At 68.3% G+C, this 14,997-nt stretch carries 14 protein-coding genes; 1 reads left to right on the forward strand and 13 read right to left on the reverse strand.

The window, feature by feature from the left end; genetic code table 11:
• Positions 1-67: 67 nt before the first annotated feature.
• The 7 genes from GLO27_RS08075 to GLO27_RS08105 form a co-directional block, all read right to left on the reverse strand.
• The gene (locus GLO27_RS08075) at positions 68-1,096 is read right to left on the reverse strand and encodes a 6-phosphofructokinase (protein WP_021199414.1); all 1,029 of its coding nucleotides are present in this window, start codon (positions 1,094-1,096) and stop codon (positions 68-70) included.
• Between the two features lie 203 nt (positions 1,097-1,299).
• Complete coding sequence (locus GLO27_RS08080; protein ID WP_021199413.1) at positions 1,300-3,444, reverse strand: DEAD/DEAH box helicase; 2,145 nt, start codon at positions 3,442-3,444, stop codon at positions 1,300-1,302.
• A 229-nt stretch (positions 3,445-3,673) separates the two neighbouring features.
• Positions 3,674-4,624, reverse strand: a complete 951-nt coding sequence (locus GLO27_RS08085; protein WP_021199412.1) for a bifunctional riboflavin kinase/FAD synthetase — start codon at positions 4,622-4,624, stop codon at positions 3,674-3,676.
• Complete coding sequence (locus tag GLO27_RS08090; RefSeq protein ID WP_231479831.1) at positions 4,621-5,058, reverse strand: hypothetical protein; 438 nt, start codon at positions 5,056-5,058, stop codon at positions 4,621-4,623. Before GLO27_RS08090 ends, GLO27_RS08085 begins: the two co-directional genes overlap by 4 nt.
• Before the next feature lie 57 nt (positions 5,059-5,115).
• Entirely contained in the window at positions 5,116-5,484 is a 369-nt protein-coding gene (locus GLO27_RS08095) for a hypothetical protein (RefSeq protein ID WP_021199410.1), read from the reverse strand.
• A complete protein-coding gene (truB, locus tag GLO27_RS08100) occupies positions 5,481-6,374 on the reverse strand; it encodes a tRNA pseudouridine(55) synthase TruB (RefSeq protein WP_021199409.1) in 894 nt (297 codons plus the stop codon). The genes GLO27_RS08095 and truB overlap by 4 nt, the downstream gene beginning before the upstream one ends.
• Positions 6,375-6,417: 43 nt before the next feature.
• Complete coding sequence (locus GLO27_RS08105; RefSeq protein WP_167254334.1) at positions 6,418-7,077, reverse strand: hypothetical protein; 660 nt, start codon at positions 7,075-7,077, stop codon at positions 6,418-6,420.
• A gap of 55 nt (positions 7,078-7,132) precedes the next feature.
• Between GLO27_RS08105 and GLO27_RS08110 the strand changes: the two genes are divergently transcribed.
• Positions 7,133-8,029: an A/G-specific adenine glycosylase gene (locus GLO27_RS08110; RefSeq protein ID WP_167254336.1), complete on the forward strand. Its 897-nt coding sequence runs from the start codon at positions 7,133-7,135 to the stop codon at positions 8,027-8,029.
• 39 nt (positions 8,030-8,068) lie between these two features.
• Here the strand turns inward: GLO27_RS08110 and GLO27_RS08115 are convergent, their stop codons facing one another.
• From GLO27_RS08115 to nusA, 6 genes are all read right to left on the reverse strand, one after another.
• A complete protein-coding gene (locus tag GLO27_RS08115) occupies positions 8,069-8,467 on the reverse strand; it encodes a helix-turn-helix transcriptional regulator (protein WP_167254766.1) in 399 nt (132 codons plus the stop codon).
• Between the two features lie 114 nt (positions 8,468-8,581).
• A complete protein-coding gene (locus GLO27_RS08120; protein WP_167254337.1) occupies positions 8,582-10,180 on the reverse strand; it encodes a hypothetical protein in 1,599 nt (532 codons plus the stop codon).
• A gap of 129 nt (positions 10,181-10,309) precedes the next feature.
• Positions 10,310-10,735, reverse strand: a complete 426-nt coding sequence (gene rbfA, locus GLO27_RS08125) for a 30S ribosome-binding factor RbfA (protein WP_021199404.1) — start codon at positions 10,733-10,735, stop codon at positions 10,310-10,312.
• Positions 10,736-10,829: 94 nt separating this feature from the next.
• Entirely contained in the window at positions 10,830-13,577 is a 2,748-nt protein-coding gene (infB, locus tag GLO27_RS08130) for a translation initiation factor IF-2 (protein ID WP_167254338.1), read from the reverse strand.
• A gap of 94 nt (positions 13,578-13,671) precedes the next feature.
• Positions 13,672-13,926, reverse strand: coding sequence for a YlxR family protein (locus GLO27_RS08135; RefSeq protein WP_081860063.1), 255 nt, complete (start codon positions 13,924-13,926; stop codon positions 13,672-13,674).
• A gap of 62 nt (positions 13,927-13,988) precedes the next feature.
• Positions 13,989-14,972, reverse strand: coding sequence for a transcription termination factor NusA (nusA, locus tag GLO27_RS08140; RefSeq protein ID WP_021199402.1), 984 nt, complete (start codon positions 14,970-14,972; stop codon positions 13,989-13,991).
• Positions 14,973-14,997 lie beyond the last annotated feature (25 nt).

The following is a 14,997-nucleotide window of genomic DNA, read 5'->3' on the forward strand; positions in this document are numbered from 1 at the left end:
GGAGGAGAAGTCGCCTGATTCCGCGAGGTCGCCTGATTCGGCGTGATGGATCCGATCGCTCTCGGACTCAGCCGAAGAGCGCCGCAGCCTCGTCGTAGCGGTAGCGCGGGACGGTGTTCAGTTCGCCGAGCGCATCGGCGAACGGCACCCGCACGATGTCGGTGCCCTGCATGGCGACCATCTGACCCCACGCGCCGTCCACGATCGCGTCCGCCGCATGCAGCCCCAGGCGCGTGGCGAGAACGCGGTCGAAGGCCGACGGCGATCCACCGCGCTGGATGTGGCCGAGGATCGTCGCACGCGTCTCGATGCCGGTGATGCGCTCGATCTCGGGGGCGAGCTGGTCGCCGATACCGCCGAGGCGCGGTCGATTGAAGGCGTCGAGCCCCTTGTCGCTGTATGCCTCGTCCATCCCGAGGAGCTTGAACCCCTCGGAGACGACGACCAGGGGCGCGCGACCGCGGTCGTGGGCGCTGGTGACGAGCTCCGTGATGTCGTCGATCGACATCGGTACCTCGGGGATGCAGATGACGTGCGCACCGGCAGCCATTCCGGCGTGCAGGGCGATCCAGCCGACGTGCCGACCCATGACCTCGGCGACCATGCAGCGCTGGTGGGAGTCACCGGTCGTGCGGAGGCGATCCATCGCGTCCGTGGCGATGTTCACGGCGGTGTCGAAGCCGAACGAATAGTCCGTCGCCTGCAGGTCGTTGTCGATCGTCTTGGGGACGCCGATCACCTTGATGCCGTCCTTGGCGAGGCGGTCGGCGGCTGCGAGCGTGCCTTCACCGCCGATCGCGATGATGCCGTCGATCTTGTGCCCGTAGAGGGTCTTGGCGATGTTCTCGGCTCCCCCGCGCTCGCCCTCATACGGGTTCGTGCGGCTGGTGCCGAGGATCGTGCCGCCCACCTTCGACAGCCCCTTCACCTCGTGCCGGGTCAGCGGCATGAAGTCCCCGTCGACGAGTCCGCGCCAGCCGTCGCGGATGCCGACGAACTCCAGGTCGTATGAGGTCGTGCCCTTGAGCACGATGCCGCGGATGACCGCGTTGAGGCCGGGGCAGTCGCCGCCGCTCGTCAGGATGCCGATCTTCATGCTGGTGCCTTCAGACGTTCGGGAGATGGGGGGAACAGGCGACGCTGCCTTCGATCGACACTAGCGCCCCTGCGTGCCCGGGCGCCATTCGGGCTCGACGAAAAACGCCGATCTTGACAAGGCGATTCGCCGATATCGATGAACTTCCCGCCGACGCCGGCTTTCGCACCAGATCCCGCGTTAAGAACAGCCGATCTTGAGGCTTACGCTCCGCCCAGCGCCTGTCGCAGCAGGTGCATGAGCGCCGCCAGCTGCACCGGCTCCCCGGCCGACTCCTCGACCGCTTCCCCGTCGAGGGCGCGTGCCGCGAGTCCCTGCTTCTGGTCGATCAGCTCGGCGATCTTGGTGTCGATGGTGTGCGCGGCGATGATCCGCCACGCCGTCACCGGCTCGTCCTGCCCGATGCGGTGCACGCGGTCGATCGCCTGCGTCTGCTCGGCTGCCGTCCACGACAGCTCGGCGAGGACGACGTTCGACGCCGCCTGCAGGTTGAGTCCCACACCGGCAGCGGTGAGAGAGCAGACGGCGATGCCGACCTCGGGGTCGCCGTTGAAGTCGTCGATCGCCTGCTGGCGGGTCGTGGACGTCTGGTCCCCACGGATCGAGACCGAACGGATGCCGGCGGCGGCGAAGTGCGCCTCGGCCTGGTCCATGACGTCGATGTGCTTCGCGAAGAACACGACCTTGCCGACCGAACGCTGCAGCTGAGCGGCGTAGTCGGCAGCCAGTGGCGCCTTGGCCTGACCGATGCGCCGGACCATGGTGAAGACATTGTCTCCCCCGGTGCCGGCGGCCTTCGACTCCTCGAGCTCGTTCTGGGCGACCAGCCGCACGATGTCGTCGTCGATCTCTCCGGGTGCGAGTCCACGGTCGCCGCGGGCCTCGATGATGCGGCGGTAGCGAGCGGCGAGGCGCTCCCCCAGCTCGCGCTCGGCCTGTCGGATGCTGCGTCCGAACTCATCGTCGAGCTGCACCGGCAGGTCGGCGATCAGCTTGTCGGGCAGGTCGGCGGCGACGTCCTTCTTCTTGCGACGCACGATGCCCATCGAGATGACCGCATCGCGCGCCTCAGGGTAGAAGGCCTTATCTGCAGGGGTGAAACCCGTCGCATCGAGCTTCTCCATGAGCTCGGGCCCCGGCTTCTCGCCGGTGGTCCAGCCGAGGAAGCGCCAGATCGCGTCGAAGTCCTCCACGTCGTTGATCAGCGGCGTACCCGTGAGGGCGAGCATCAGGGGGTCGTGCCCGGGAGTGCGCTCGCGCACCTGGGCGGCCAACGACAGCACGTTCTGGGAACGCTGCGAGGAGAGATTCTTGATGAAGTGCGCCTCGTCGACGACCATGCCGCGCAGCCCGATCGAGGCGAGCCAGGACATGTGCCGATCGAGGATCTCGTAGTTCACGATGAACACGTCGGCGAACGCATCGATGTCGTCGCCGTCACCCTGGATCACCGTGGCACGACGCTGTGGAGTCCAGCGCTCGACCTCGCGCGCCCAGTTCATCTTCACGACGTTGGGGACGACGACGAGCAGCGGGTACGCGCCCGCCACGGAAGCGGCAAGCACTGATTGCGCGGTCTTGCCGAGTCCGGGCTCATCGGCGAGGAGGAAGCTGCGGTGCCCCGCCTTCACGGCTTCGAGGAACCGGGACTGGTGCACCATGACCTCGAGGCCCTTGGGCGAGATGTGGTCGAACTCCGGCGCCGGAGGCAGATCCATGGACGCGGCGGATCCGCCGGCTCCGGTCTCGAAGGCCTTGTACAGCGGCCCCATGAGCTCCCAGCCGTCGAGGCGGCGTCGCGGCGTGGCGCTCGAACGGGGCGTCAGGTCGGGAGCGAGGAAGGGATTGGCCAGTTGTCGAGCTTCGACGGACGGCGGGGTGACCTGTCGCTCGGCGATCGCCGCCGGGATCGTGGAGATCTGCACCGGTGCCGCGTCGGCGATGATGAGCTCTTCCGGGGCGAGGTCGGCGCCGGATTCGAGCAGCCAGTCGCGGCGCATGCGCTTCGCCACCGGCGATGTCGCCTGGTCGGCCTCCAGCAGCTGGATGAGCGAGGTGTCGCGCGCAGCCGTCTTGGCGAGGATCGTGGCGACGCCGTCGAGCCGCTTCAACAGCTCGGCGCGAGCAGGATCACCGATCTCGGCATCCGCCTTCACACGCGCGCGCTCTTCGCGCACCAGGAAGGCGATCACCTGGAACTTCACCCGATTCGTGGGGCCGAGCTTCCCTCGCTGCGACTTGGCCTCGATCTCGCGCACCTTGCGCGCGAGGATCGGGATGAGGGGTGCCTCGTCGTCACGACGGGACGTCTTCTTGCGCCGCGTGGCGGCGGTTGCCGTAGTCGGCATGCTCCTCCTGAGCGTGAAGGCTCCGGCTTCCCCAGGAAGCCATGGGCCGTTCTCGTTGTCCGCGTGTGGCGTGAGCCAGGACCGTACGAACAGTGGATCTTCTTCCCGTCGGGGATCGCGAGATTCGCGAAGTTCGGCGGGAGCCGATGTCCATTCTATGTCATCGTGCCCGCGTGGACGCGATCGCCCACGCCGAGCCGCCCATTCGAACCGCCGAACGGGTCGCGCGCTACGACGTCAGTCCGAGGGCCCGTGCGGCATCGTTCACGTCGGCACCCATCTGCTCCATCAGCTTGTCGATGCCCTCGAAGGCCACCATGCCCCGCAGTCTGTCGACGAACTCGACCGTGACGTCGTGCCCGTAGAGGTCGAGGCCGGTCTCGCCCAGCACGTGGGCCTCGACCTGGCGCACGAGGACATCGTCGAACGTGGGGTTGGTCCCGACCGAGATGGCCGAAGGGTGCCGGATGCCGGTGTCGTGGTCGACGAGCCACCCGGCATAGACGCCGTCCGCCGGAACGAAGGCATCGACGATGGTCGAGAGATTCGCGGTGGGGAAGCCCAGCTCCCGCCCGCGCTTGAGCCCGTGCACGACCTCGCCGCGCACATCCGGGTACCGCCCGAGAACGGTCGCGGCTGTCGCGACATCGCCCTCCATCAACAGTTCGCGGATCCAGCTCGACGACACGCGCCGCGAAGAACCCGGAAGGTAGACGTCGTCGACGACCTCGACCGAGAAGCCGTAGCGGGGTCCGAGTTCGCGCAGCAGCTCCGGCGTCCCCGCTCCCCTGTTCCCGAACCGGAAGTCCTGCCCGACCAGGACCGTCGACACCTGGAGGGCTCCCACGAGGATGTCGACGACGAAATCCTCCGCGCTGCGGGCCGCGAGTTCCTCGTCGAACGTGAGCACCAGCGTCGCGTCGAGCCCGAGCTCACCGAGGAGCTCGAGCTTGCGGTCGACCGTGACGACGTTCTCGGGGCAGCGATCCGGGCGGATGACGGCCAACGGGTTGCGATCGAACGTGACCGCGACCGATCGGCTCTCGGTGGCAGCAGCCGCCTCCTCGAGGCGCGCGATCACAGCGCGGTGGCCGGCGTGGACCCCATCGAACTTGCCGATGGCGACCGCGCTCGGGCCGAAGTCGTCCGGCACCTCATCCGGGCTTCGGAAGATGATCACGCGTCGACCTCGACAGGGCGCGCGACTTCGGCGGGGCGATGCGTGCGCAGCCACCAGATGCCGAAGATCGGGAGGACCAGCGGGATGAACAGATAGCCCCGCCCGAACAGCGACCACACGGTCTCATGCTGGAACAGCTCGGGCAGCAGAATGCTCAGCAACCCGACGACGAGCACGCCGGTGAGCTCGAAGACGATCGCGATCCAGGCGACGGTGTACCAGCCGCGACGACGAGCCAGGACGAGGGCGAGCGTGGCCAGGATGTAGACGAGCGCGGCGAGTGCGGAGAGCGAGTACGCGAGCGGCGCCTCGTCGAACCGACGGACGATCTGCACGAAGCTGCGTCCCGTGGCGGCCAGCGCCATGACGGCGTAGACGATCACGAGGACACGACCGATTCCGGTCATCCGAGAGGAGGGGGCGGTGGAGCTCATAGCGCATTCCATCCTAGAGCCGCGGAAGACGGCCGGTCTCCGCGCAAGCCTCTCGCCTCACGCGAGCTGGACGGCCCAGATGACCTGCATCCGCCAGAGCATGATCGCGATCGCGAGTGCGGCGACGCCCAGGATCACGGTGCTCCAGCGGCTGCGTTCCATGAGCGCCCACAGCACCGCGCCGACGGGCAGGAGCACGGCGGAGACCAGGTAGACCCAGTACTCGAGCAGGTCTCCGGTCGGCGGGTTTCCTGAGAAGGGCGCGATGATGGCGACGATCACCTGGACGACGAGCAGCGCCTCGACGAGGGCCAGAGCACCGACGCTGAAGTCACTCGGTCGCCTGCCGATCAGCCCCGCGACGAGACAGAACACGCCCGCGGCGACCGCGACGACGATCTGCGCGATCGTGAACCACAGGATCATCGGTCGCCCTCCGGCATGTTCATGGCGCTCTTGAGGTCTGCGCCGCGCCTCTCGACGATCCCGATCAGAACCCCGTCCTCGTCGATCGCTGCGCCGAGGCGGCTCTCGAGACGGACGGCCTGCCCTGCGAGACGCTTGCCGTGGCGGAGGTCCCGCGCGTCATCGACCGACATCGCAAGGACCGGGAGAAGGCGTCCTGCAGCCTCACCGGGGGTCAGGGTCGGTGCACCCTCGAGCGCTTCGATGCCGACGGCATCCGTCACATCGAACGGCCCGACACGAGTACGTCGCAGCGCGGTGAGGTGACCGCCGACGCCGAGAGCGGAGCCGAGGTCGCGGGCGAGCGAACGGATGTACGTTCCGGATGAACAGTCGACCACGACGTCGAGATCGATGTACCCGTCGCCCTCGCGACGGCCGAGCAGATCGAACCGCGAGACGACCACGTCGCGCGCTGCGAGCACGACCTCTTCACCGGCACGCACACGCTCGTACGCGCGGCGACCGTCCACCTTGATGGCGGAGACAGCGCTGGGGACCTGGGAGATCTCGCCCGTGAGCCTCGCGATTCCGGCGGAGACCGCTTCATCGCTGACGGACTCCCATGCCTCGGGAGCCGCCGTCGTGAGGATCTCGCCGTCCGCATCGTCCGTGCCCGTCGTCTGTCCGAGCCGGATCGTCGCCGCGTAGGTCTTGTCAGCCCCCACGACGTACGTCAGGAGCCTGGTCGCTCCCTCGATGCCGATGACCAGCAGACCGGTCGCCATCGGGTCGAGCGTTCCGGCGTGCCCCACCTTGCGGGTGCCGAACGCTCGTCGCGTGCGGGCGACGACGTCGTGGCTGGTCAGCCCTGCGGGCTTGTCGACGAGAAGGATGCCGGGCGAGACCATCCCCCCAGCCTACCGAGAGCGACGCCGTGCACCGGCCCGGGGGTCAGCCGCAGACCTCGTACGAGGGTTCGGCGCCGGTCGTCACCGTGACGTCCCATGCGGTGTCGCTGTTCTCGCGGAACGCGAAGAAGACGTGGGCGTCGGTCGCGCTCGGAAGCATGAGCCAGGTGTCGCTCCCCATCGTCGACACCCCCTCCTGCGCGTCAGGATACGCAGCGAGCACCTCGGCCTTGGTCGCTCCGATACCGAGGCCGTCCTCCGTCACCGGTCCAGGGACCACGGCGGGAGTTTCGGCCGCGGAGTAGACGGAGATCTCGCGGATGGGCGCCGTCTCGCTCTCCGTCCCGCGGACGAAGGAGATACCGTAGGCGGAGGCGGCTGCCATCCACCACGCCGACCACGAACAGTTCGCGGTGTCGTTGGTCCAGGAGCCGGTGAGGCCGGCAAGCGTCGAGGTGAAGTCGCCCCCGACGTCGATCGGTCCGACGCCCGCCTCGTGGATGATCCAGGTTCCGGGGTCAGCCGGATCCTCGATCCGAGGCTCCGCTGTCGGTGTCGGCGTCGGTGGGGTCGACGTCATTCCGCTCGGCGTGGATCCGCCGCTGGGCGTCGAAGCGGGTGCCGACGTTCCCGTGCACCCGACCAGGCTCGTGACGGCCAAGGCCGTCACGAAGATGAGCGCGCTCGTACGTGTGTTGATCATGGATGCCCCTGTCTCCGGTCCCGGGCTCGTCTCGCAGCTCACGTAGGCTGGATGGATGCCCGATATACAGGCCCGTCCCGAGATGAGATCGCGCCTGTCCGCATGGTATCGATCCACAGCGCGCGACCTGCCGTGGCGTCGGTCTGCGTTTCATAACGAATTCGGCGCCTGGGGCGTTCTCGTGAGCGAATTCATGCTGCAGCAGACCCCGGTGACGAGGGTCATTCCGCATCTCGAGGCATGGCTGGATCGGTGGCCGACCCCTGCCACGATGGCGATGGCGTCGACGGCGGAGGTCGTGCAGCAATGGGCGAACCTGGGGTATCCCCGACGCGCGCTCTGGCTGCACCGCGCTGCCGTCGAGATCACGGATCGTCATGGCGGAGTCGTTCCGCGTGACGTGGACGCGCTGCTGGCCCTCTCCGGCATCGGCGACTACACCGCCCGCGCCGTGGCCGTGTTCGCCTATGGCGACCGGCACCCCGTGGTCGATACGAACACTCGGCGCGTTCTCGCCCGTGCCGTCGAGGGCCGGGCGCAGCCGGGAGCGGCATCTCGCCGAGACCTCGACCTGATGTCATCGTTGCTGCCGGAGGATGTCGCGGAGGCGGCCGTGTTCAACGCGGCGGCGATGGAGCTCGGCGCCACGGTCTGCACGTCACGGGCACCCCGGTGCCCGCTCTGCCCTCTCGCCGGGAGTTGCGCATGGCTGGCAGCGGGCAGGCCGGACACGGGAGACGGACGCCGACGCCAGGCCGCCTATGAAGGGTCCGATCGGCAAGCACGCGGCGCGGTGCTGCGCCTGCTGCGGAGCCGGGATCCGGAGGCCGTCCCGCTCGATGCCGTCCTCCCGGATTGGCCCGACACCGGACAGCGCGACCGAGCGATCGACTCGCTGATCGCCGACGGGCTCGCCGAAGCCGACGGGGCCACCCTGTTCCTGCCCCGCTGACGGCGCCGCGCGCGACGGCGGATCACGGACGATGACGACTCAGACGTGTTGATCCGTGCGATGTGCAAGTACCGTCAGCTCGACGCGGCTCCGCACGTCGAGCTTGGTGAAGATCCGGCCGAGGTGGACTTCCACGGTGCGGACCGAAACGTTCAGCTCCTCGCCGATCTCACGGTTCGCTGCACCTCGGACCGCGCGCATCGCCACTTCCAGCTCCCGGGCGGTGAGCCGGAGCGACCAGGCGGCACGGCATGCCGAGAGCAGGCCCATCGCCGGGACGATGCTCCCCTCTCTGGCCTCGAGTCGGTCCAGCCTCCCGCGCACCGACTTCGCCCATGCCGTCGCGCCGGAGAGCTCGAACAGTCGTTCGGCATACTGCAGATGGATCCTCGCGGCCGAGTGATCGCCGCGGATCGCATGCCGGCTTCCGAGCATCATCTCCACGCGCGCCCGCTCGAACGGCGAACGCAACGTTCGCGCGATCTCCGCGACCTCGTCGCCGTCCGCACGCCATCGCCCGTCCGCCGCCGTCGCGATGCGTGTCCGCAGCTGCTACGCCAGCGCGATCTCCGGAGGCTCGAGAGACGCGGCCGCCAACGGGACACCGGGAGAAGGCGAGGCCAGCTCGTCCAGACCCGGCACGGTCATCGTCGTCTGCGGGGCGCCGAGATCGGACCAGAGCCGGACCGTGGCTGCGGCATCGTCGAAGGAGCCGGTGAGGAAGGACCGGACACCACGGTCCACGAGCAGATCCATCTTCGCGCCAGGCGGAAGGGTGAGCGTGAGCGACCGGGCGAACGGGCCGAGTTCGCCGTGCACCGCCAGATCGAGGCGTCGGGCGAGGACGACTCCGAGCCCGGCGAGGGGCAGCGCGATGGGAAGGGTGAGCGCCGCCTGGATCAGCCTGTCCCGCGCGATACCGATGTCACCTCGCCACGCGAGCAGGAGGACCTCGACGACCGACCGATACGCATGGACGACCGGGCTGTGCTCGTAGCCCGGCACGAAAGGATCAGGACCGCCGGACGGCGTCGATTCATCGACGACGAGCAGACGCAGCCCCAGATCGATGTCTCCCTCGACCGCGGCGCGCAGAGTTCGGAGCATCCCCCCGCTCACCGAGCTCGACTCCGTCACCATGTCGGCATCGCGATCTCCGGCCATGAGCCACCCCAGCGCGACGACCGGATCCCTCAGCTCCTGCTCGGCACCGATCCGCACGGCACCGTCCCGGAGGGCATCGAGCCACAGGCGCATCCCCCGCCGGTCTCCTCGCTCGGCGCAGAGGATGGCGGCGAGAGCGGCTGCTCTGGTCCAATGACGCCAATCGCTCTCGTCGGCGGATCCCGGCCGCACGGTGGTCGGATCGATCCCGGGAACAGCCCCCTGCACGAAGGTCTGCGCCACGATCAGAGCCCCGAGCCCCGCCCACCTGTGTCGTTCACCGCTGTGCGGATACAGCGTCCCCAACCAGGCGGCGGCCTCCACCGCGAACCCGGCACCGACCGCCGACGCCCCGGCCACGAGCCGCGCCTCGTCCTGATCCTCGCCGACTGCATGTTCTGCCGCCTCACGCGCCAGCATCAGTGCACGCTCCGGATGTCCGGCTTCGCTCAGCTGCCGCGCGATGAGGGTGAGCTCCCGTGCGGTCGACGGGTCGCCCTCGAGAGATGCCCGAGCCCGGTGCCAGTCCGCGCTCATCGGGTCACCACGATCGAGGAAGACCGCGCTCAGACGCTCATGGACCAGCGCGGTCCCGGCAGTGCAGGTCGTCGCCCGCACCCAGATCGAGAGTCGGGCGTCGACGAAACGCACGCGGCCGGCGTGCAGGGTCACGTGATCGCCGACGGCGGCAGCGGCGATCTCGGTCGCCGTGCGCCCGTCGAACTCCAGGAGCGGACCCAACGAATCGTCCAAGCAGACCGCGAGCGCGAGGAGGAGCTGACGATCCCGCTCGTCGAGCAGCAGTCCCTCGAACCTGCGTGAGATCGCCGCGACCAGGGGCAACGGCGACGGCAACGGTCGGAGCCCATGGCGTTGGTGCGGAGTCAACCGCTCGACGACCGCGCGGATCGTGGCAGCGTCGGCATCCAGATCGCCGGCCAACCGGGCGAGCACATGTGGAGCACAGCCGAGATCCTGCGCGAGCAATTCTTCCAGGAGGAGACCGACGGCGGCGGGCGCGATGAACGGCCCCCCAGACGTGCCCGTACCCTCGATGCCGTTCCCCCTCAGCTTCGCGGGAGCCGGTCCCGCGAAGCCGAGCGTATCAAACGGCGCTCACTCCGCGTCGTCGTCCGTACGGTAGGGGTCCGCGTCACCGGCATGGGATGCCGACGAGGCGAGCTTGGCGACGTCGGCATCACGCTGCTGCGCCTCACGGAGCAGCGCCCCGATGTGGTCGGCGTTCTCCGGAAGCGCGTCGGGAATGAACTCGAGCGTCGGAACCAGCCGAGTGCTCAGCTGCCGTCCGACCTCGCTACGCAGCATTCCGGTCGCCGACGTGAGCGCCGCACCACTGGAGATGCGCTCCTCCTCGGTCCCCAGCACCGTGTAGAACACCGATGCATGCTGAAGGTCGCCGCTCACGCGGACATCCGTGATGGTGACGAAGCCGAGGCGCGGGTCTCGCAGCCCCTTCTCCAGCCGTTCGGCGAGGATCACGCGGATCCGATCCGCGAGACGGGCCTGTCTTTCGCCTGCCATTGTTCTCTCCCTGTCCAGGAACCCTCAGGGCGTCCCCCGTCTCCGTGCTCGGAAGGAGCAGGAGAGGGAGACGCCCGAAGGTGTTTCGAAGTGATCAGCCGCGAGGCTTCTCGACGAGCTCGGTCGTCTCGATCTCATCGCCGATCTGGATGTCGTTGTACTTGCCGAGGCCGATACCGGCCTCGTAGTCCGTGCGGACCTCGGTGACATCGTCCTTGAAGCGACGCAGCGACTCGATGGCGAGACCATCGGCCAGCACGACACCGTCGCGGATGACGCGAGCCTTGGCGTTTCGCGTGATCGTTCCCGACCGCACGATGACACCGGCGATGTTGCCGAACTTCGAGGAGCGGAACACCTCGCGGATCTCGGCGACACCCGACTGGACCTCTTCGTACTCCGGCTTGAGCATGCCCTTGAGCGAGCTCTCGATCTCGTCGATCGCGTTGTAGATGACGGAGTAGAAACGGATGTCCACGCCTTCACGGGCGGCACGCTCACGCGCCTTCGTGTCGGGACGGACGTTGAAGCCCACGATGATCGCGTTGTCGATCGTCGCCAGGTTCACGTCGGACTCGGTGATGGCACCCACACCGCGGTGGATGATGCGCAGCTGCACCGAGTCGTCGACCTCGATCTTGAGGAGCGACTCCTCGAGTGCCTCGACGGCACCGGAGACGTCACCCTTGATGATGAGGTTGAGCGACTCGACCTTGCCCTCTTCGAGCGCACGGGTGAAGTCCTCGAGCGAGATGCGCTTGCGGGCCTTGGCCAGCTGGGCGTTGCGCTCGACCGCTTCACGCTTCTCAGCGATCTGGCGGGCCATGCGGTCTTCCTCGGTGACGATGAAGACGTCGCCGGCACGCGGCACGGAGTTCAGACCCTGCACCTGCACCGGACGCGACGGGAAGGCCTCGAGGACCTGCTCGCCGTTCTCGTCCGCCATCGCACGCACACGGCCGTACGCCGTGCCCGCGACGATCGCATCACCGATCCGGAGCGTTCCGGACTGGATGAGCACCGTTGCGACCGAACCGCGGCCCTTGTCGAGCTTCGCCTCGATGGCGACACCACGAGCGGCCTTGTTCGGGTTGGCGGTCAGGTCGAGACCGGCGTCGGCGGTGAGCAGCACGGCGTCCAGGAGTTCCTGGATGCCGGTGCCCGCACGAGCCGAGACGTCGACGAACATGACGTCTCCACCGAACTCCTCGGCGACCAGCCCGTACTCGGTCAGCTGCTGACGCACCTTCGAAGGGTTGGCGTCGGGCTTGTCGACCTTGTTCACCGCGACCACGATCGGCACGTTCGCCGCCTGGGCGTGGTTCAGCGCCTCGACCGTCTGCGGCATGATGCCGTCGTCGGCCGCGACCACGAGGATCGCGAGGTCGGTGACCTGCGCACCACGAGCACGCATGGCGGTGAACGCCTCGTGACCCGGGGTGTCGATGAACGTGATGGCGCGCTCGATGCCCTCGTGCTCGGTCCACACCTGGTAGGCACCGATGTGCTGGGTGATGCCACCGGCTTCACCCTCGATCACATTGGTCTGACGGATCGCGTCGAGCAGTCGCGTCTTACCGTGGTCGACGTGACCCATGACGGTGACCACCGGCGGACGGATCTCGAGGTCGTCTTCGCTCTCGGCCTCCAGCTCGGCCTCCAGGTCGAGACCGAAGCCCTCGAGGAGCTCCTTGTCCTCGTCCTCGGGCGAGACCATCTGGATCTTGTAGCCGAGCTCAGCACCCAGGACCTCGAACGTCGCCTCATCGAGGGACTCGGTGGCCGTGGCCATCTCACCCAGGTTGAAGAGGATGGTGACGAGGGTTCCGGGCTGGACCGTGTAGCCGGTCAGCGTCTCGATCTTGTCGGCGAAGTCCGCGATCGATGCACCGCGGCGCATGCGGATGATCTCTCCGTTGCCGCGGGTGACGTTGACGCCACCGACGACCGGAGCACTCCGCATCTCGAACTCTTGCCGCTTCGCCCGCCGCGACTTGCGCTGCTTGCTCTTGCCGCCGCCCTTGCCGAAGGCACCTGCGGTACCACCGCCGGGACCACGGCCGCGACCGCCACCGCCACCGGGACGACCGGCGAAACCGCCGCCGCCGGGGCGTGCTCCAGGACCGCCGGCACCGCCGGGTCCGCCGGCACCGCCGGGACGACCGGGGCCGCCGGGACGCTGCTGGAACGGAGCACCGGGACGACCGCCCTGGCCACCGCGCGGTGCACCGGGACGAGGCGAGCCGGGACGAGGGGCACCCGGACGGGGTGCGCCGGGACGCGGAGCCTGCGGACGCGGGATGTTGCCCGGCGTCGGACGCTGGCCCATGCCCTGAGCCGACGCGAACGGGTTGTTACCCGGACGCGGACCGGCCGGACGCTGGCCCATGCCCTGCGCCGACGAGAAGGGGTTGTTACCCGGACGCGGAGCACCGGGAGTCGGCGCGCCGCTCTCGGCCGGCTTCGCCGCATCGGATGCGGCGGGAGCCTCTGCCGCAGGGGCAGGGGCAGGGGCGGGAGCCGGCGCAGCGGGTGCGGGGGCCGGAGCTTCCGGGGCAGGCTTCGGACCGGGCTTGGGGCCCGGGGTCGGTGCCGGCTTGGCACCGGGCTTCGCAGCTGCAGGCTTCGCAGCCGCGGGCTTCGCCGCGGGAGCGGCGTCAGCGGAGCCCTTGAGCGAGCCATCGGCCTCGATCGCCGCGCGCAGCTTGCGCGCAACGGGCGGTTCGATGGTCGAGGACGGGCTCTTCACGAACTCGCCGAGTTCCTTGAGCTTCGCAAGTGCGATCTTGCTGTCGACGCCGAGTTCGGCGGCGATCTCGTGTACGCGTGGTTTACCAGCCACAATTCTCCTGTCTGAGTCGGTCCACCCAGACAGGGCAGACCACTAGTCGCGGACGGGTCTCATTTCGAGCCGTTCACTTTGTTTCCATAGCTGTTCAGCCTTTGTTTCTTGGTGGGTGCTGTTCGAAGGTCCGTGTGTCCAGCTGAGTGGTCACACGCAGTGCTCGTCCGAAAGCTCGCCGCCGCAGAGCGGCCGCCATGCATTCAGCTGTCGGATGCACCCACGCGCCACGCCCCGGCAGGACAGCACGCTCATCGGGGATGAGGGTGTCGTTCTGGGCCACCACCCGGAGAAGGGTGGAGCGGGGAGCACGCATGCGACAACCGACGCACGTTCGTACGGGTTCCATATTACACCTGCGTTTCACCCCACCTCGCCCGCTCCCGGGCGCGGCGGAAGGCCGAAGCCGTGTCAGTCGAGGACGCTGTCCGGCTGGATGTCGATCTTCGCGCCGGTGAGCTTGGCGGCCAGACGAGCGTTCTGACCTTCCTTACCGATCGCCAGCGACAGCTGGTAATCGGGCACCAGGGCACGGACGGCCTTGGTGCTGGCGTCGAGCACGAAAGAGCTCGTCACCTTGGCCGGTGAGAGCGCGTGCGCCACGAAGGTCGGCAGATCGGCGTCGTAGTCGACGATGTCGATCTTCTCGCCCGCGAGTTCCTCGGTCACGGCGCGCACGCGACGCCCGAGCTCGCCGATGCAGGCACCCTTGGCGTTGATCGACGGGTCGTTCGCCTTCACCGCGATCTTCGTGCGGTGACCGGCCTCGCGGGCCAGGGCGACGATCTCGACCAGACCGGCAGCGATCTCGGGCACTTCGAGGGCGAAGAGCTTGCGGACCAGGCCGGGGTGCGTGCGCGAGACCGTGATCTGCGGCCCCTTGAGACCCTTGGCGACACTGGTGACATACACGCGCAGACGCGAGCCGTGCGTGTACTCCTCGCCGGGAACCTGCTCCTCCGGCGGCAGGATCGCCTCGACGGCTCCGAGATCGACGTGGATCATGCGGGGGTTCGGGCCCTGCTGGATCACACCGGCGACGATGTCGCCCTCTTTGTCCTTGAAGTCACCGAGCACGACGTCGTCCGCGATGTCGCGCAGACGCTGGCTGATGACCTGCTTGGCCGCGAACGCCGCGATACGCCCGAAGTCGTCCGGCGTGGCGTCTTCCTCGCCGATGATCGCGCCCTCTTCGTCCTTGACGACCTGCAGCACGGCGACGTGGCCGGTCTTGCGGTCGAGATCCACGCGGACGCCCTCGGGAGTGACGCCGTCGGCGGAGACGTGCTTGGAGTACGCGGTCAGGATCGCCTGTTCGATGATCGCGACGAGCTCATCGAAGGGGATCGCCTTCTCCTTCTCGATCCCTCGCAGCAGACTCAGTTCGATGTCCATGACGGCCTCTCTATTCAGCTCTCGT

It is taken from the genome of Microbacterium sp. Be9 (assembly GCF_011754135.1).
Taxonomy (GTDB): Bacteria; Actinomycetota; Actinomycetes; order Actinomycetales; family Microbacteriaceae; genus Microbacterium; species Microbacterium maritypicum_A.